General features: G+C 41.5%; 19 protein-coding genes and 1 pseudogene. 17 read left to right on the plus strand and 3 right to left on the minus strand.

All coding sequences use genetic code 11. The features are described from left to right. Window positions 1–7 precede the first annotated feature (7 nt). Genes mutL through hfq form a run of 3 tightly spaced genes read left to right on the plus strand, consistent with a single transcriptional unit; the run spans window position 8 to window position 3149 of the window. Complete coding sequence (gene mutL, locus AC0VYO_RS10090; RefSeq protein WP_475368929.1) at window positions 8–1891, plus strand: DNA mismatch repair endonuclease MutL; 1884 nt, start codon at window positions 8–10, stop codon at window positions 1889–1891. Window positions 1892–1933: 42 nt separating this feature from the next. Further along, window positions 1934–2869: a tRNA (adenosine(37)-N6)-dimethylallyltransferase MiaA gene (gene miaA / locus AC0VYO_RS10095; RefSeq protein WP_475368930.1), complete on the plus strand. Its 936-nt coding sequence runs from the start codon at window positions 1934–1936 to the stop codon at window positions 2867–2869. 46 nt (window positions 2870–2915) lie between these two features. Next, a complete protein-coding gene (hfq, locus tag AC0VYO_RS10100; protein ID WP_048309744.1) occupies window positions 2916–3149 on the plus strand; it encodes an RNA chaperone Hfq in 234 nt (77 codons plus the stop codon). Window positions 3150–3236: 87 nt separating this feature from the next. On the opposite strand, the gene AC0VYO_RS10105 is transcribed toward hfq, so the two are convergent. Beyond that, window positions 3237–4217, minus strand: a complete 981-nt coding sequence (locus tag AC0VYO_RS10105; RefSeq protein WP_226612891.1) for a tyrosine-type recombinase/integrase — start codon at window positions 4215–4217, stop codon at window positions 3237–3239. 128 nt (window positions 4218–4345) lie between these two features. Between AC0VYO_RS10105 and AC0VYO_RS10110 the strand changes: the two genes are divergently transcribed. From AC0VYO_RS10110 to glnA, 6 genes are all read left to right on the plus strand, one after another. After that, window positions 4346–4531: a cold-shock protein gene (locus AC0VYO_RS10110; RefSeq protein ID WP_048309742.1), complete on the plus strand. Its 186-nt coding sequence runs from the start codon at window positions 4346–4348 to the stop codon at window positions 4529–4531. Window positions 4532–4546: 15 nt separating this feature from the next. Continuing rightward, entirely contained in the window at window positions 4547–4903 is a 357-nt protein-coding gene (locus AC0VYO_RS10115) for a hypothetical protein (protein WP_475368931.1), read from the plus strand. A gap of 90 nt (window positions 4904–4993) precedes the next feature. Further along, window positions 4994–5920, plus strand: coding sequence for a stage V sporulation protein K (spoVK, locus tag AC0VYO_RS10120; RefSeq protein WP_226613144.1), 927 nt, complete (start codon window positions 4994–4996; stop codon window positions 5918–5920). Window positions 5921–5975: 55 nt separating this feature from the next. Continuing rightward, on the plus strand, window positions 5976–7238 hold the full coding sequence (gene hflX / locus AC0VYO_RS10125) for a GTPase HflX (protein ID WP_475368932.1): 1263 nt from the start codon (window positions 5976–5978) through the stop codon (window positions 7236–7238). A 12-nt stretch (window positions 7239–7250) separates the two neighbouring features. After that, window positions 7251–8519 (plus strand): methionine gamma-lyase family protein, encoded by a 1269-nt coding sequence (locus tag AC0VYO_RS10130; RefSeq protein WP_475368933.1) that lies wholly within the window; start codon window positions 7251–7253, stop codon window positions 8517–8519. Between the two features lie 280 nt (window positions 8520–8799). Further along, a complete protein-coding gene (glnA, locus tag AC0VYO_RS10135) occupies window positions 8800–10137 on the plus strand; it encodes a type I glutamate--ammonia ligase (RefSeq protein ID WP_194221477.1) in 1338 nt (445 codons plus the stop codon). 236 nt (window positions 10138–10373) lie between these two features. On the opposite strand, the gene AC0VYO_RS10140 is transcribed toward glnA, so the two are convergent. Both AC0VYO_RS10140 and AC0VYO_RS10145 read right to left on the minus strand, forming a co-directional pair. Beyond that, window positions 10374–11150: a PAS domain S-box protein gene (locus AC0VYO_RS10140; protein WP_475368934.1), complete on the minus strand. Its 777-nt coding sequence runs from the start codon at window positions 11148–11150 to the stop codon at window positions 10374–10376. 327 nt (window positions 11151–11477) lie between these two features. Further along, window positions 11478–11732, minus strand: a pseudogene (locus AC0VYO_RS10145) (tyrosine-type recombinase/integrase); the annotation flags it as partial. Window positions 11733–12094: 362 nt separating this feature from the next. Here AC0VYO_RS10145 and AC0VYO_RS10150 point away from each other — a divergent pair. The 8 genes from AC0VYO_RS10150 (at window position 12095) to AC0VYO_RS10185 (ending at window position 17767) form a co-directional block, all read left to right on the plus strand. Continuing rightward, window positions 12095–12856 carry a C40 family peptidase gene (locus tag AC0VYO_RS10150; RefSeq protein WP_475368935.1) on the plus strand — a complete coding sequence of 254 codons (762 nt, stop codon included), beginning with the start codon at window positions 12095–12097 and terminating at the stop codon, window positions 12854–12856. Between the two features lie 206 nt (window positions 12857–13062). Beyond that, the gene (locus tag AC0VYO_RS10155; RefSeq protein WP_475368936.1) at window positions 13063–13500 is read left to right on the plus strand and encodes a hypothetical protein; all 438 of its coding nucleotides are present in this window, start codon (window positions 13063–13065) and stop codon (window positions 13498–13500) included. A 45-nt stretch (window positions 13501–13545) separates the two neighbouring features. Further along, window positions 13546–14010, plus strand: a complete 465-nt coding sequence (locus AC0VYO_RS10160) for an NUDIX hydrolase (protein WP_475368937.1) — start codon at window positions 13546–13548, stop codon at window positions 14008–14010. Between the two features lie 132 nt (window positions 14011–14142). Continuing rightward, entirely contained in the window at window positions 14143–14676 is a 534-nt protein-coding gene (locus AC0VYO_RS10165) for a dihydrofolate reductase family protein (protein ID WP_475368938.1), read from the plus strand. A 195-nt stretch (window positions 14677–14871) separates the two neighbouring features. After that, window positions 14872–15105, plus strand: coding sequence for a hypothetical protein (locus AC0VYO_RS10170; RefSeq protein ID WP_303531359.1), 234 nt, complete (start codon window positions 14872–14874; stop codon window positions 15103–15105). Between the two features lie 59 nt (window positions 15106–15164). Beyond that, window positions 15165–15416 (plus strand): DUF4083 domain-containing protein, encoded by a 252-nt coding sequence (locus AC0VYO_RS10175; protein ID WP_475368939.1) that lies wholly within the window; start codon window positions 15165–15167, stop codon window positions 15414–15416. A 215-nt stretch (window positions 15417–15631) separates the two neighbouring features. Next, entirely contained in the window at window positions 15632–15856 is a 225-nt protein-coding gene (locus tag AC0VYO_RS10180) for a hypothetical protein (protein ID WP_475368940.1), read from the plus strand. 99 nt (window positions 15857–15955) lie between these two features. Next, window positions 15956–17767, plus strand: a complete 1812-nt coding sequence (locus tag AC0VYO_RS10185; protein WP_475368941.1) for a beta/alpha barrel domain-containing protein — start codon at window positions 15956–15958, stop codon at window positions 17765–17767. Window positions 17768–17894: the final 127 nt, after the last annotated feature.

Here is a 17894-nt window from a genome sequence, read left to right on the forward strand (position 1 = left end):
GAGGAAGATGGGAAAGATCGTACAGCTTGATGATCAGCTTTCAAACAAAATAGCTGCCGGTGAAGTGGTGGAAAGACCGGCCTCTGTTGTGAAGGAACTTGTGGAGAATGCCATTGATGCAGAAAGCAGTGAAATCACAATTGAAATTGAAGAGGGCGGTCTTTCCAAAATTCGCATCGTAGATAACGGAAGTGGAATGGATGAGGAAGATTGTAAGCTCGCTTTCTTCCGTCATGCGACGAGTAAAATCAAAAATGAACGAGACTTGTTTCACATTGAAACGCTCGGCTTCCGCGGGGAAGCTCTTCCGAGTATCGCAGCGGTGTCTCACTTAGAATTAAAAACCTCTACAGGAGTAGCGGCTGGAACGTACGTCAAAATTGAAGCGGGCAAAGTAGCGGAATTTAAAGCAACGGATAGTCGAAAAGGAACGGAAATGACCATCACGGGCTTATTCTACAATACACCAGCTCGCTTAAAACACATGAAAACCGTTCATACGGAGCTTGCGAATGTGGCTGACGTGATTAACCGTCAGGCAATGGCTCATCCGGATATTGCGTTTCGCTTCTTTCATAACGGGAAGAAGCTTCTGTCCACGACAGGAAATGGTGATCTACTTCAAGTAATCGCAGCGATATATGGGTATAATACAGCACGCAAAATGCTTCCACTACAGGCAGAAACGATCGATTTTTCTGTGAGTGGCTATGCAGCGAAGCCAGAGTTAACACGTGCTTCACGTCAGTATATTTCTCTCATCATTAACGGGCGTTACATTAAAAATTTTCCGATATCAAAAGGGATACAGCAGGGATACCATACGCTTCTTCCTATCGGACGCTTTCCAATCGTTGTGCTTCATATAAAAATGAATCCAACGCTCATTGATGTAAACGTCCATCCATCCAAATTGGAAGCGCGCATTAGTAAGGAACAGGATCTCGCACTCGCGATTGAAAATGCGATTAAAGGCATCTTCAAGAAGATTGAACTCATCCCGGAGCAAGCTCCACCGAAGCAAAAGGAGCCTGAGACTGAGCAGCCAGCATTTCATTTTCAACATGAGGTTCGGAATAAAGAGCCTGAGGACGTGCCGATTAGACGTGAATGGACTCCTGATAGAAAAGTGGAGCATTCGGATGAACAGACCGAATCGTTTCCTCAACCTTTTAGCGTGAAGGAAGAGATCCAAACAGAGCAATATGAGCCGAGACCAAGTGACGCTTCAACACATTCTAGAGAACCGGAAACGCGGGACGAGCTAGAGATGGCGATGGACTACGTGAAGGAAACGAACAGTGATTCACGCATTCCTCCGCTTTATCCGATTGGTCAAATGCACGGAACGTATATCCTTGCACAGAATGAGAATGGGCTGTATATTATCGATCAGCATGCAGCACAGGAGCGAATAAAGTATGAATTTTATCGTGAGAAAGTCGGCGAGATTGATCCGGTTGTACAGGAGCTTCTCGTTCCGATTACACTAGAATACAACACATCCGAGTCGGCGATTATTGATAGTCGAATTGATGACCTTGCGAAGGTTGGCGTTTTCTTAGAATCATTTGGACCGAATAGCTATATGGTCAGCGCTCATCCCGTTTGGTTCCCCAAAGGAGCTGAACAAAATACGATTGAAGAATTGATTCAGGAGGTCGTTGATAATCGTCGGATCGACGTTAAGAAGCTGCGTGAGGAAGCGGCGATTATGATGTCGTGTAAGAAATCCATTAAAGCGAACCGTCATTTACGTGATGATGAAGTGTTCACGCTTCTTGAAACGCTGAGGCAGTCGATTGATCCATACACGTGTCCACACGGTCGTCCGATTATCATTCATTACTCCACGTATGAGATGGAGAAAATGTTTAAGAGAGTGATGTAACGAGCACAATGAGAAAAGAATGCAGGAAAGTGCGTGAGAATCATGAATAAAGAAAAACTAGTGACCGTTCTCGGTCCGACCGCCGTAGGGAAAACAAAGACGAGCATTGAGCTTGCGAAAGCGCTCGACGGTGAAATCATTAGCGGCGACTCGATGCAAATATACCGCGGTATGGATATCGGAACGGCGAAAGTAACAGAAGATGAAATGGAGGGCATCCCTCATTATCTCATTGATATCAAGCAGCCTACAGAAAGCTTTTCGGCAGCGGAATTTCAGAAGCTTGCAACGGAGCTTGTGACGGATATTAATCGTCGGGGGAAGGTGCCGATTATCGCTGGTGGTACAGGTCTTTATGTGAAATCCGTTACTCATCAGTATGCTTTTTCCGAAGCTAAAGAAGATCCTGAGTATCGCGAACAGCTAGAACAGATGGCTGATAAAGAAGGACCTATCACATTCCATGCGCGCTTAAAAGACGTTGATCCTGTTAGCTATGAAACGATTCACCCAAACAATGTGAGAAGAGTGGTACGAGCATTAGAAGTCTATCACGTGACGGGTGAACCAGTCTCTGCTTCTAAAGATGCATTACCTGAACAGTCTCCTTACAATCTTGTGAATATGGGTCTTACGATGGATCGGGATGTCCTATATGAACGCATTAATCAACGTGTCGATCTGATGGTAGAAGCAGGACTGCTTGAAGAAGCGCAACGTCTCTATGATGAAGGTGTGCGGAACTGTCAATCTGTGCAGGCGATTGGTTACAAAGAAATTTATCGTTATTTGGAAGATCGCGTTTCGTTAGAAGATGCGATCATGGAGTTAAAACAGAATTCAAGAAGGTATGCGAAGCGTCAATTAACGTGGTTTCGTCACCAAATGGCGATGGACTGGTACGATATGACAGAACTTCGCGAAGAAAAAATTCAAGAAATCTTGAAAGTTGTTGCAGGAAAGTTAGCAGATAGCTAGAAATGTAGTTAGGGAATGCCTTTAGAGAAAAAGAGGAGGACTGACAATGAAGCAGCAAATTAACATCCAGGATCAATTTCTAAACCAATTAAGAAAAGACAACGTTTTTGTAACGGTGTACCTGCTTAACGGATTCCAGCTGAAAGGGACGATCAAAGGATTTGATAATTTCACGATTATCCTTGAGTCCGATGGCAAGCAACAGTTGATTTACAAACATGCGATTTCTACTTTCGCTCCACAGCGATCAGTTGAAATAAATTTTGAATCTGACAAGTAAACACAAAGGCCCTCGTTCTGATTGATGCAGGATGGGGGACTTTTTCATATTTAAAGGCTCTGTTAATTGAGCTAACAGAGCCTTTCATTAAGAGGAGATTTGCTTTTTCTCGATATAATCGAAGTACCGCTTCAGTGTCAGATCTGCCTTTAACCCAAACTGCATGCGAAGCTGATCAACTGAAAGATCGTTTTCAATGGCTTTAATGACGCAAGTTCGTCGCATATGCTGTGCGGATACGCCCTTACGAAGTCCGGCTCTCTGTACTTCAAGGCGAATCATTTTCTGAACGGCGATTTCCGTTAACCGTTTAGGACGATCGACTTCATAACTCCAGCGGTACGTTTGTCGCTGAAAGTCAAATGAGACGAAGAGCGGATCATCGCTATGAAGCCTCGGTCTCACAGGCGCTGGAATCGTGTGATAGTAATCGAATAAAATTTTCTTATGCTCCGGAGTAAGGTTGACGGTTCTTTTTCCTGAAGCGGAAGTGACAAAGAGCTCATTTTGCTCAAAAGAGATGTCTTTCATCGATAGCGCACATAGCTCTTGAAGCGTGAGACCATAGTTTAGAAAAAGGCGTGCAATGATTAAGTTGCGGTCGATCAGGAATTCACGTGCTCTAAGCTGATTGTCTGTTAAATCAGTGAGAGATACAATCGTATCAAGGAGCTTTTGTGATTCTTCCTCCTGAAGAAAGTCGGTCTCGATATAGCCTGCGTCACCATTCGTTGGCAGGACGACTTCTTTCATAGGATTGGTCTTAGTTCGATTTAATGACATATAATAGCGATATACTTGATTCAAAACAGTCATGATTCTTTTTAACGTTCGTTCGGAATAGTGGCGTTCCAGATGCAGGTAGCGAATGTATTCCTGTAGCTGTTCCGTCGTCAAATTGCGAAAGTTTTCGAAATCTACCTTGCGATGGATGGTGCGATACCAGACGGTGAAATCGACAAGGTCATAGCGATAGCGCTTTAGCGTAGACGCCTTGCGTCCTTTCCGTTCGAGTGACTGAAGATACTCTTCCAAGAAGTCTGGAAGTGGCTGATTGAAAAGCTCCATTCGATAATCACCTCTCATTTTGTTCCATTATAACAAAATCTTTGAACATTCTGTTTTACAAAGGGTTACATGTTTTTGGGATTATTGGAAATACTATTGATAACCAAATCGAAAAGGAGCGGTTAGACATGGCCTTTTTTTCAAAACAGCAGCAAGAGCCTATTCCAGAAGTAGATACAGACGTCTGGTCTTGTTCGGGTGGAGATTGTGCTGGCTGGATGCGAGCTGATTACTCGTTCTCTGATACACCAGCATGTCCGTTATGTGGCGCTGAAATGATGAGTGAAGTTCGAAACCTCCCAGAAATCAAATGACAATGGAGGCAACACATGAATAAAATTGTCGAGAAAATCATGGATAAAGCAGAGCAGATTGTTAGTGTGACGAAAGCGGCAGGAAAAGGAAAACACGTTGCTTCCATGCAGCGCTTTTATGAAGTCTTTACTGATCTTCCGGAAGTGCAGAAGAAGGAGATCACTTATTTACGAAGTCGTTTTGTTTTATATACGCTAAGTGAAGGCGATATATTCATGAAGATGCTCGAACGCTCAGATCGCCACGTGCTTGAAATCGATGTCGTGGAGAACGGTGAAGTCCTTACACACTATAGGTCCTATGACGCGAAGAATGGCGAACCGAAAATTAATATACCTGAATCCTTTGTTGAACGGATCGGGATTAGTTAAACACTCAAAAAGAGTGTTTTTCTTTTGGGCGTTTGTAACGGATTTGGGCTCAGTGCGTATACTATCGTGTGAGATTAAAGCGAGGTGAGCATCGTGCAGCAATCTGTAACGCAGCGTAAAGGTCAAATAAATATCGTCCTCCGTCAATCGGAAGTTCTTCAGGAGACGGCGGATGCCGCGCTTAGTGAAGCAACGAAAAAGCATATGCCGCTTGAACGGATTCAACAGGAGATGGAACAGTTAATCGGGTTAAAGGAAATGAAGTATTTATTAAAAGAAGTCTACGCGTGGCTCTATGTAAACAAGTGTAGAGAGGAAAACGGGTTAAAACAAAATACGCAGGCCCTTCACATGATGTTCAAAGGAAACCCGGGGACTGGGAAAACAACGGTGGCCCGCCTGTTAGGAACGCTTTTCCTTGAGATGAACGTTCTTTCAAAGGGGCACCTGATCGAAGTAGAGCGAGCGGATCTTGTCGGAGAATATATTGGCCATACCGCACAAAAAACGAGAGAGCTTGTCAAAAAAGCAAAAGGTGGCATTCTTTTTATTGATGAAGCGTATTCGCTTGCCCGTGGGGGCGAAAAGGACTTTGGTAAAGAAGCGATTGATACGCTTGTGAAGGCGATGGAAGATCATCATAAAGATTTTATCCTCATTCTTGCTGGCTATTCAGATGAAATGGAGCACTTCCTTTCGCTAAACCCAGGGCTTCCGTCTCGTTTTCCACTTGTGATTGATTTTCCGGATTATTCAAACGAACAGCTTCTTGAGATCGCAAAGAAGATGGCGGCAGAAAGGCAGTATCGGTTCTCAAGAGAGACAGAGTGGAAATTAAAGCAGAGCTTTATCAAAAAGCGTGAGCGGGAAACTAATGCGTTTAGCAACGGTCGGTTTGTTCGAAATATCATTGAAAAAGCGATTCGAAAACAGGCGGTTCGTTTGCTACAAGCAGACGTCATTGATCGATCGGCACTTGAGCTTCTTTTACCAGAAGACATCCCTATAGAAGATTAAATGCGCATCTGGTATGATGAGAACAGACTGATTGATAAAGGCAGGGAACGTACATTTGAATAAAGAAAGAATTGAAGCAGCTGAACCAGCGATTTTAATCGGGATTCAGCTTCAAAACCAAACAGATGAACAGTTTGCATATACGATGGATGAACTGGCGGCATTAACTAAAACCGCAGGCGGTGTCGTGGAAGGCACGCTCTCGCAAAAGCGGGAGCGCATTCATTCGGCGACCTTTATAGGGAAAGGGAAAGTCGAGGAGCTAGCTTCCCTAATTGAAGAAAAAGAAGCAACAATCGTTATTTTCAATAGTGAGCTCTCACCAAGTCAGCTTCGGAATTTATCAGAAGCGTTGGATGCACGTGTGATTGATCGAACACAGCTCATCTTAGATATTTTCGCACAGCGAGCGAGATCACGAGAAGGTATGCTTCAGGTTGAGCTCGCTCAGCTTCAATACATGCTGCCGCGCCTTGCAGGACAGGGAACGTCCTTATCAAGGCTTGGAGGCGGTATCGGAACAAGAGGTCCAGGTGAAACGAAGCTTGAGACAGATCGTCGTTACATCCGGAACCGCATCACGGATCTGAAGCGTCAGCTTGACAATACGGTTAAGCACCGTGATCAATACCGTGCGCGACGAAAGCGCAATGAAACGCTACAAGTGGCGCTAGTCGGGTATACGAACGCAGGGAAATCGACCATTTTCAATCGCTTAACAAATGCCGATTCATATGAAGAGGACAAGCTTTTCGCAACGCTTGATCCGATGACGAGGCAATTGAAGCTTCCGAATGGTTACAACGTCCTTCTAACAGACACGGTAGGATTTATTCAGGATCTTCCGACAACGCTTGTCGCTTCGTTTAAATCAACGCTTGAAGAAGCAACAGAAGCGGATTTGATTCTTCACGTCATTGATGCCTCGCATCCTGACAGGGAGCGTCATGAAGAAATCGTGTTAAAGCTATTAAAGGATCTGAAAGCATCTCACATTCCAGTGCTCACTGTATTTAATAAAATTGATCGCGCGGATCCGTCTGTTCAAAGCAGCGTCAATGAGCAAATTCTCATCTCAGCCCTAAAGCAAACTGATTTGAAGCGATTAAACGACCGTTTGCAGAGCGAAGTCTTAAAGCAAATGGAATACTTCTCGATTTCGATTAACGCCGATCAAGGTGACAAACTAGCTTACTTGCAGCGAAACACCGTTTTAATCGAACGAGAGTGGGATGAAGAGAAGGATCATTACAGATGTAAGGGATATGCCCCAGCGCATTTATACGAACGAATCATTAACGAGTGGAACAACGATTAGGAGTAGAAGACTATGTTTATGAATTTTACACATCAAGAAGAACTAAAATCGCTATCGCAGAAAGCGGAAGAGAAAATCCAGCCAGTATTAAAAGAAATCGATGAGCGTGTTGAAGCGAACCAGTACCGCGTTCTCGAGGCGTTTCACAAAAATCGTATTAGCGATTTTCATTTTACTCCATCTACAGGCTACGGCTATGACGATGATGGCAGAGATACGCTTGAAAAGCTTTATGCCGATGTTTTCGGAGGAGAAGCGGGGCTCGTTCGCCCGCAAATCGTCTCTGGTACGCATGCGATTTCAACTGCCTTATTTGGCATACTGCGACCAAACGATGAGCTTCTCTATATAACAGGTGCACCGTACGATACGTTAGAAGAAATCGTTGGCACACGTGGAGAAGGTAATGGTTCATTGAAAGACTTTCACATTGGCTATCAAGCGATTCCATTATTGGATGAAGCAGTGGATTTTGAAGCTGTTCGAAACGCGATCACAGCCCAAACAAAAATGATTGGCATTCAGCGCTCGAAAGGCTATGCGAACCGACCATCGTTTACGATCTCTGAAATCGAAGAGATGATTGCTTTTGTAAAATCAATCAAGGAAGACGTCATCGTTTTCGTTGATAACTGCTACGGCGAGTTCGTGGAAGAGCAGGAGCCTTGTCACATTGGGGCAGATCTCATTGCAGGATCATTAATTAAAAATCCTGGCGCAGGTATCGTCAAAACCGGTGGTTACCTTGTAGGGAGAGAAGACTTGATTGAGCTTTGTGGCTATCGCTTAACGTCCCCTGGGATCGGACGGGAAGTTGGCGCTTCGCTTTATTCTCTACAAGAAATGTACCAGGGGATATTCCTAGCTCCGCACACGGTTGGGCAAGCGGTAAAAGGCGCTGTGTATAGCTCAGCCCTACTTGAAGAAGCTGGATTTAATACAACGCCACATTGGAACAGCAAGCGAACGGACCTCATTCAATCGGTTCAGTTTGATGATAGAGAGCGAATGGTCGCATTCTGTCAGGCGATTCAGGCTGCCTCTCCGGTGAATGCGCACGTTCGTCCGGAACCCGCTTATATGCCAGGATATGAGGATGACGTGATTATGGCAGCGGGTACGTTTATTCAAGGGGCTAGTCTTGAATTGTCAGCTGACGGACCACTCAGAGCTCCGTACGTTGCGTACGTTCAAGGTGGGCTCACCTTTGAACATGTGAAAATTAGCGTACTTCGTGCCGTAGATGATTTATTAAATAAAGGTTTGATTACCGTCTCATAGGGTATTTAGGTAGGGATTTATTCCCTGCCTTTTTTTGTTCTAAAAAGCATGTGAGATTACCTCACGCACTTTAACACGATAACGTGAATGTTCGTGTATGATGAGTGTAAGTGAAGAAGGGAGTGGCAATTTCGAATGTTAATGCGATTCTGAATTTTTGAATTGCTTCGAAATGTACTCATTTGACGAGTCGAGCATAAGGAAAGCACACATAAACTCGTACAGGTATTCTAGCGGATTCACTAAAATCTTTTTATTTCTTAAGGAGGATTCATTTTACATGTCGAACAAATTTACAGCAGACGATATTAAGAAAATGGCGCAGGACGAGAACGTTAAGTTCATTCGCTTGCAGTTTACTGACCTACTAGGAATTATTAAGAACGTTGAAATTCCGGTTGATCAGCTTGAGAAAGCTCTTGATAATAAAATGATGTTTGACGGTTCTTCAATCGAAGGTTTTGTACGTATTGAAGAGTCTGATATGTATCTTTACCCGGATCTAGATTCATGGGTAGTCTTCCCATGGTCATCTGAAAAAGGAAGAGTAGCTCGTCTTATTTGTGACATCTACAGCCCGGATGGTACGCCATTCGAAGGGGATCCTCGTTCAGTTCTAAAACGCGTTCTAAAAGAAATGGAAGAGCTTGGTTTCTCTGACTTCAACATTGGACCAGAGCCAGAATTCTTCCTATTCAAAATGGACGAAAACGGTGAACCAACGCTTGAACTAAACGACAAAGGCGGATACTTCGACCTTGCGCCAACAGACCTTGGTGAAAACTGCCGTCGTGATATCGTTCTTGAGCTTGAAGACATGGGCTTTGAAATTGAAGCATCTCACCATGAAGTAGCTCCTGGACAGCACGAAATTGATTTTAAATACGCAGATGCACTAACAACGTGTGACAACATCCAGACGTTCAAGCTAGCGGTTAAAACGATCGCTCGTCAGCACGGCCTTCACGCAACGTTCATGCCGAAGCCACTATTCGGTGTTAACGGATCGGGTATGCATGCCAACATGTCCCTCTTTAAAGACGGAGTAAATGCATTCTACGAGCCGAAAGATGAGCTTGGCCTAAGCGAAACAGCACGTCAATTCATCGCTGGAACTATGAAGCACGCTGAAGCGTTCACAGCAATCACGAACCCGACGATCAACTCTTACAAGCGTCTAGTTCCTGGATACGAAGCTCCTTGCTACGTAGCATGGTCTCTTCGTAACCGTAGCCCGCTTATCCGTGTTCCTGCTTCCCGCGGAATCAGCACACGTATCGAAGTACGTAGCGTAGATCCATCTGCGAACCCGTACCTTGCAATGGCAGCACTACTTGCAGCTGGACTTGACGGCATCAAGAACAAAATGACGCCACCAGCTCCAACAGAGCGCAACATCTACGTGATGGATAAGCAAGAACGCGTTGAAGAAGGCATCACAGACCTTCCAGCAACACTACACGATGCGCTTGAACTTCTTAAGAAAGACGAAGTGATGATGAAAGCACTAGGCGAGCACGCAGCCGAGCACTTCATCGAAGCAAAAGAGATCGAATGGGATATGTTCCGTACGCAAGTACACCCTTGGGAACGCGAACAGTATATGACGACTTACTAAGAGCCAACCCCTTGATACGACTAGTATCAAGGGGTTTTTCTTATTTTGGTCAAAATCACATTTTCTTGTAAGTGGTTGTTTTGACCAAAAAAAAGATTTTGACCAATAGATTGGTCAAAATCACTTCGAAATATTCTTCGTCAATTCATTTTTTTATAGAAATCAATAATACATTACATTGATACGTAAATTGTTTGCTTTATCAATTGGTGACTTAATACATCTATTTAAGTAGTTTATTGCGTTCTATTATCAAATTCAAAATGTATTCCCAATGATTGAAGTGCATCTTTAACAGTTGTCTTTGTAGGGATAGAGCTAAGTCTTGTATCAATCTGTACGGCAATTAGTGCTAGTTCAGGTCTAATTCCTGTGAAAATAGGATGCACGCCAAGTAGTGATAGTACTCGATAAATTTGAAAGAGATGTTCGGTAACAATATGGTCTAACGTGTAAATTCCAGAAAAATCAATGATTAAATATTGTATATGTTTATTTTGTACCTTAGCAGGTATGTTTTCTAAAAGCTGCTTAGCTCTTTCTTCATCAAATGAACCTACCAAAGGAAGAACTCCTATACCGTTTAGAAGAGGAACAATTGTAGCAGACAATTCGTTTACTTGATTAATGATTTCTTTTTGTTTCTTTTCTGCTTTTTTTCTTTCGGTTATATCCTTAACATAGGTCTGAATTGCTAAAATATCTCCTATTTGTACTGGATGACAATATAATTCTACGTCCACTGTTGTACCATCAAACCTATAAATGGTTTCTTCAATTATGGTAGCCGGTTCCATATAGGCAGATTGTATTCTTTTTTCTATACTTACCTTAGAGCTTTCCTGGAATATATCTAGAGGATTAGCACCTATAAGATCATTTTTTGAAGCTCCGAAAAATTTTTCTGCAACATGATTAATATCAATTATTCTAAGCTCTGTATGGATAATTAGGGGATCAAGAGAATAATCCATAATTTGACGATAATCAATATCTTCTATTTTTTCTTTCAAAATATTCACCTTCTAAAAGATTTTTTATTAAAGGGATTTGTATTACTATTTATATCCTAACAAAAATGTATAGTTCTATGGGACTGCATTCAAAAAATCCATATCTTAAATAAGAAATATCCATTCATGCCTTCAACAGATTTAGGTATTTTTCAAGAAAAAGAGAATTTCCGCGTATTTCCCTATAGTAGTCAAAGAACTTTTCTGAAAGGTGTTGTACTGTATAATAATTCTAGTAAAGTTTAAAAATGATTTTTTAACAAAATATTGGAAAAAATCACTTCTAAATATTCTTTATATATTCCTCCTATTACTCCGGTATATCTGTCACGATTTTTTACTAACATGTGCATAAACTTTTGATGTAATTTCCATCTTTCCATGCGCAAACCGGGTCTGGACATATTTCATATCTGCTCCGGCTTCTAAAAGTAAAACGGCATGGATGTTGCGAAGAGAGTGGATAGGTAACTTTAATTTGTTTGTTCTTTTTAGTAGTCGGTTATAAACATTAAACAAACTAGACTTGGGTCTATTGTTTCCATTATTTCGGCAGAGGACAAGGTTCAAATCATGGTGGTATATCTAAAACAGTGCTCATTTATTTTGATTCAGTTGCTTCTTATGATTCCACTTCTAAATTAACTTTAGGGGTATTTGGCTCTTTTATTATAATTCAGTTGCGTTTGAAAAATGTGATGTATTTCACATTTAATTACTTAAGGAAACATCTAGTAACATTGAAAATGCTTTTTGTAAAAGTTATCATTCAGGCTTAATCACAGTGAAACCTCGTGATCGAACTTTTCTGTTAGACTAGGTGAATCGGCTCGAAGAAGTGTGACAATCACACGGCATATAGGTTGCTAGCAGTTACATATCTTTAATTTTTATTTATCTATCAAGTTGCTAAACTTCAGCTAGAATCGGTAGGAGGAATTTACATGAACAAATCTAGATTAACCGCACGAAAATATATTGCTTCATCTACTTTGGTGGCCGCGATGGTTTTTTCTCCGGTCTTAAGTGAAGGGGCATTTGCTAAGGTCGACTCAAATGATGTGAAGCAAAGCGATTCTGTTAGTTCATCATCAATTAACGTTCTGAGCGGGGACCGTGGCGAGGCTGTTACGGCACTACAAACAGAACTGGAATCTCTCGGTTATTATTCATATAACTTGGATGGTATTTATGGTCAGATCACAGAAGATGCCGTTGAAGAATTTCAAGAAGACGAGGGACTTACTGTAGACGGTATAGCTGGACCTGAGGTTATGGGTGCACTATCCTCAAGTGAATCCGAAGCGACTGAAACGTCAGATGACGCTCCTACTGAGTCCGTTTCCGAATCCGAAGTGGTTTCCATTGCGGAAAGCTTAATTGGAACACCATATGTATGGGGCGGCACGACTCCAGACGGGTTTGACAGCAGTGGGTTCATCCAATATGTGTTTAACGAAGCTGGAGTCGACTTATCAAGAACGGAACGTGATATGTGGAAATATGACGGGACAGAAGTAGAGTCTCCAGCGATCGGGGATGTTGTCTTTTTTGAAGGCACTTATGATGTAGAAGGAGCTTCACATAGCGGAATCTATATCGGCGACAACCAAATTATCCACGCAGGTAGCGGCGGAGTGGAAGTCACTGATCTTAGCTACGACTTTTGGCAAGACCATTATTTAGGCGTTAAGTCATTCAAATAACCATCATATAAGGCCAGCGTGATTTCTAAATAATCGCGTGGCTAGTTCAAGAGGGATGCTAATCATTTCATAAGATGATTAGCATCTTTTTTTCGCGGTTCATTGAGCGCTGCATGAAATCTTCTCATTCATTTACAATCGTCATCTGTATGGATATCATTGATATTGAGAAAAGATATCTTGTGTTATGAAAGTGAGATTCAATCATGTCAAAACATCACGCACTACAAAACATCTATCAAAGAAAGTTAGCGGTAAGCGTTGCTTATATTGTGTTATTGTCACTGCTTGCTTCAAAGCTGTTTTACCCGGAAATGTCATATTTTAATGGTGTGAACCATCTGTTCCTTGAAATATTTTTAGCTATTTACATTTATGGCATTTGGGCTTCGTTGTTAAGTGACGTCTTAGCCTCGATTCTATCGGATCGAACTAGAATACGAGATGTGTATGGATCAGCGTTCTTTCATATCGGGGCTGGAGCACTCTTTGGCCTTGGAGCCATGGCTATCGCTTTTTCGTTTTTCTTATTGGATCGCTTTTTCATGAAATACATAAAAGTAAATTGGACGATCCCTTTCATATGTTTTGGAATTCTAGTTCTCATTTTTATTCTAAACTTGAATAACTATTTTCCGTCTTAGTTAAAAGGTCAGTAGAATAATCATAAACAACTATGGAGGTTAGTTATGGATTACATACAGCACCTACGTTCTATGGTAGGTCTTGAGAAAGTCATTATGGTCGTAGCGGGGGCGATGGTTTTTGATGATGAGAATCGATTGCTGTTACAGCTTCGCACTGATAGCGAGTCATGGGGACTGCCAGGTGGATTTATGGATTTGAATGAATCGGTTCAGGAAACGGCAAGACGAGAAGTATTTGAAGAGGCGGGTCTTGTGCTGAAAGACATGTCGCTGTTTGGGATCTATTCAGGCCCCGATAAAGAAAAAACGTTTGGTAATGGCGATCAGGTGTCTCCGGTTCAAATTCTATTCCGATGTCATGATTTTGAAGGTAAGCTACGAGGAAGTGACGAGTCGTTCGAGACAGCATTCTTTTCACTAGGTGATCTTCCGGAAAACCTCTTCAGTGAGCACAGACTTATGATTAATGATCTTGTAAGTGATAAGGAGCAGCCTATCCTTGGGTAATAGAAATGATTCAAGTAAGGCAACATATTAGAGGTTAAATGTGAGATAGTAAGAGAGATTCGCCGTCTTTTCATTATTTGATATAGTGATCTTCCAACAAATCACTTCAATGAGTATATAGGAGGGAATTCAATGCCAAAGCGGAAAGTATCCGTATACATCGCAACTAGCGTTGACGGCTACGTTGCAACGGAAGATGACTCACTCGACTGGCTTTTTAAAGTTGATCCAGAAGGTGACGCGGGTTATGGGGAGTTCATGAAAGATGTTGACACACTCATCATGGGGCGACGTACATATGACTGGATAATGGAACAAGAGAACGGGGTTAACCCGTATGAGGGAAAAGCTTCCTATGTGTATACGACTCAATCACGAGAAAACACAGACGATGTTACATTTACATCGGAAGACCCTTCTTCATTATTGAGTAGATTAAATGAGCAGGGTGGAGGGACAGTCTGGCTGATCGGTGGCAGTGTATTGGTTCATGAGTTTCTTGAGAAGAATTTGATTGATGAATTCATTATCTCGCTTGCACCAGCGTTAATTGGAAAAGGAATTCCACTATTTCAACACAGTGAGATCAAGCATAACCTGGAGTTAACCGATGTGCGCCAGTATGGTCAGTTTGCACAGCTTCATTACTTAGTTAAAAAAGGATAATGGAAGATATTGAAAAAGCCGTTCAATCAAATTGTCCAAAAATGGTTTGGGCACATTGATGAACCGCTTTTTTTTATGCGATTTTGATAAGAAAATGCTTGAAGGACGCAGTTTGTTGGTAAAAATATGGTATTGTTTAATAGTAAATGAATGGGATTATGAAAGTGGTTAGAAAAAAGTTATTGGAGGGTTTTTTTGTATTTACTATTATCGATCTTTTTAGCCTCTATTTTAGGGTTCATTTTGATGATGACTGGGCCACTAGTAGGTGGAATTGTAGCGTTTGGCATCGTTGCTGGTTGCCTTTTCCGTGGACTGTATCTCCTTCATGACATCCATCACAGAGTTTCTAAGATTACCCCAGAAAGAGATAAAGTGAAAGAAGCTTATCAAAAGTACCTAAATGAGCGTGAAAGCTCTTCCTCTTGAAGAAGTTAATGAGAGCCTAGCTTTAAATATTGGGTAAGTAAGTAGGATAAAGATTAGAATTGGAAGATAAGGTAGAAGCACATTGTATCTCATCTAAGAATATCAAAGAATGGAGTAGTGGTAGTTTGGATAATGGACCTTCCTTGTTGATCTTTATGATGACAATCATATTGATGGGCATTACTGTAGGATCTTTCGTATTATTTATAAGACGGCTGCTGATTAATTCAAAAGTTAATCATAAGCGAACGAAAAATGTTGAGGACAAGCTCGATAGAATTATCGAGTTGCTAGAAGAAAAGAAACGATGAAAGAGTTAAAATATGACCTTATGAAGAAGTGGAAGCTTGAGTAAATTTGATTGTGGCGTGTATGCGCGCAGTCTTTTTTCTATTTCTGTTTAACGGTGATCGAAAAGGAATGAGAAATTCCTAGTTCCTTCAAATAAACAAGAAAAACAGTCCCGCTATTTAGTTAAAGAACGATGCATTAGAAAGGCGTGATTTCTTTGACTCATTTACGAAAAGTGAATTTATTGTTGGCATTCGTAGCAATAGGAATGGCTTTTACTCATTTTTTTATTTTGCCTAACGCGATTTCTAGTCAAGTCTTTATCTCATTTTTGTTTGTCATGTTTCTGCTGTTTGGAATCGAAAAAATAAGAGAAGAAGAACAAAATAAAAAAATAGCCAATACATACATTGTTACAGCGGTTATACTTTTCATTCTGTTAATGACTGATTTATTATAAAAAAAATAAACTAATGGAAACGACTACGACTCAGCACACACATTATTTAGCAAATTAGTAAACTATAATTAAATTATGTAAACTAGAAGGGGTGATTATATGCCGGACTGGTCCTACCATGTCATGTTTAAACCTTTTCTATCAAAATGGAGTCCCGAAGCTTCAAGAGAGTTTATTCATCAGTCCATGAATCGTATCGCTTCACTTCCAGGTGGACAGCATCTCATTCATTTTTTAGGAAGAGAAGAGGTAGCGGATGAGCTGATGGTTAAGATCGAAGACATTACTTTTCCAGGCTGTGTGGGGCTATCAGGCAAAATTGATCCCAGACTCTCTGGTTTAAAAGGATTTAGTCATTTAGGGTTTGGCTGTATTGAAATTGGTCCGATTACGAAGGAGCCATTTGAAGAATACACGAAACCAACGAGGCTTCAGAATGGAAGTATTGCTTTTTCTGAACAGGGAGAGAGAGCGGGTCTTGCAAAGACGCTTCAACGGTTAGATCAAGCCAAGTTGGTTCAGCCCGCTATGTTCCAGTTAAGCGGTACAAACGTTGAGTTAATTGAGATTGCTAGAGCTTTAAAACCTTATAACGGTGTTTATGAAATTGATTATAACGAAATCGATTTTACTCATATGGAAGTGCTGAGGTCCATTCGAGAATGGAAAAGCATTTATGTTCGAGTGCCAGGTAATCAAATTGAAAAGGCTGACTTGGATTCTATTTCTCCATACATAACGGGTGTTGTGATTGATGAAGTGCAAGGTTTGGATACGTTGGCAAACCTTGCGATACATAAGGAAGCGATTGCCTATTGTCAAAAAGAATATCCTTCATTACGATTGGTGACCGTGGGTGGAGTGAAGGAACCTGATGATGCTCTACAGCTAGTGAATCACGGTGCTGATTTGTTGTTCCTATCTGGTGAATATGTCGAAGCTGGGCCAGGGTTGCCTAAGAGAATTTATGAAGCGATGAACGACAGCGTTTTACAAGAAGAAAGTCGTGGATGGAAAGACTACTTTTTGTTTGGATTATTCATCATGATCGGTGGCATGATTGCTTTAATGTTAAGTCTTACTTCGATCGTTTTACCATATGATGAAAGGTTTATGCAGCTAACTCGTGAGGAGCTGTTTCTCTTTAATGAACGACTCTTATGGTTTATGGCACATGACCGAATGACGTTAGCAGGAACGATGATTTCTGGTGGGATTGTTTATATGACGTTGTCTTATAACGGAGTTAAGTACGGTTTGCTGTGGGCGAAGCAGGCGATTGATATTGCGGCAATTATCGGTTTTCTAGGCATCTTGCTTTTCATTGGCTATGGATACTTCGACTGGTTACACTTGCTGTTTTGGATTGTGTTATTACCCTTTTACTTTAGAGGATACGTGAAAACGAAAGGTATAAAGAGAACGCCAAAATCACGCAACCGTCGGAATGACCTGGCATGGCGTAAAGGCGTTATTGGGCAATTTTGTTTTGTTATGCTTGGCTTTTCATTTGTTCTGGGTGGAGTGATTATTGCAGGAATTGGTGTGACAGGGGTTTTTGTGCCAGCGGATTTACAATACATCTGCATGCCAGCGGATCTCATTCAGTCCTTCAATGATCGATTGATCTCAGTCATCGCCCATGACCGTGCTGGATTCGGAGGAGCGATGATTAGCGTTGGATTGTTAGTGCTAATGTCTGCTCTTTGGGGCTTCCAATCGGGGAATGCCTGGCTATGGTGGATGTTTCTTATAGGAGGATTGCCTGCATTTGTAGCAGGAATTTATGTACACATTATGATTGGCTATACGACGTTTATTCACTTGCTACCGGCCTATATCGCTCTTGCACTATACTTTGGAGGCTTGTATTTTTCAAAACGTTACTTGATGGGGAAGTATTCATCTTGAAGAATAAGAAAAGGTTTTGCAATTGTTTAATGCGGATTTAATTTTAATAAAAGCTGAAGTTGACTTTAAGGTACTTCAGCTTTTTTATATGAATAATTCTTTTATTTCATCCTAAAGTTGTAGAAAA

Source organism: Anaerobacillus sp. 63XJN7_4_ISO-PGPR-S23-413, from assembly GCF_056173725.1.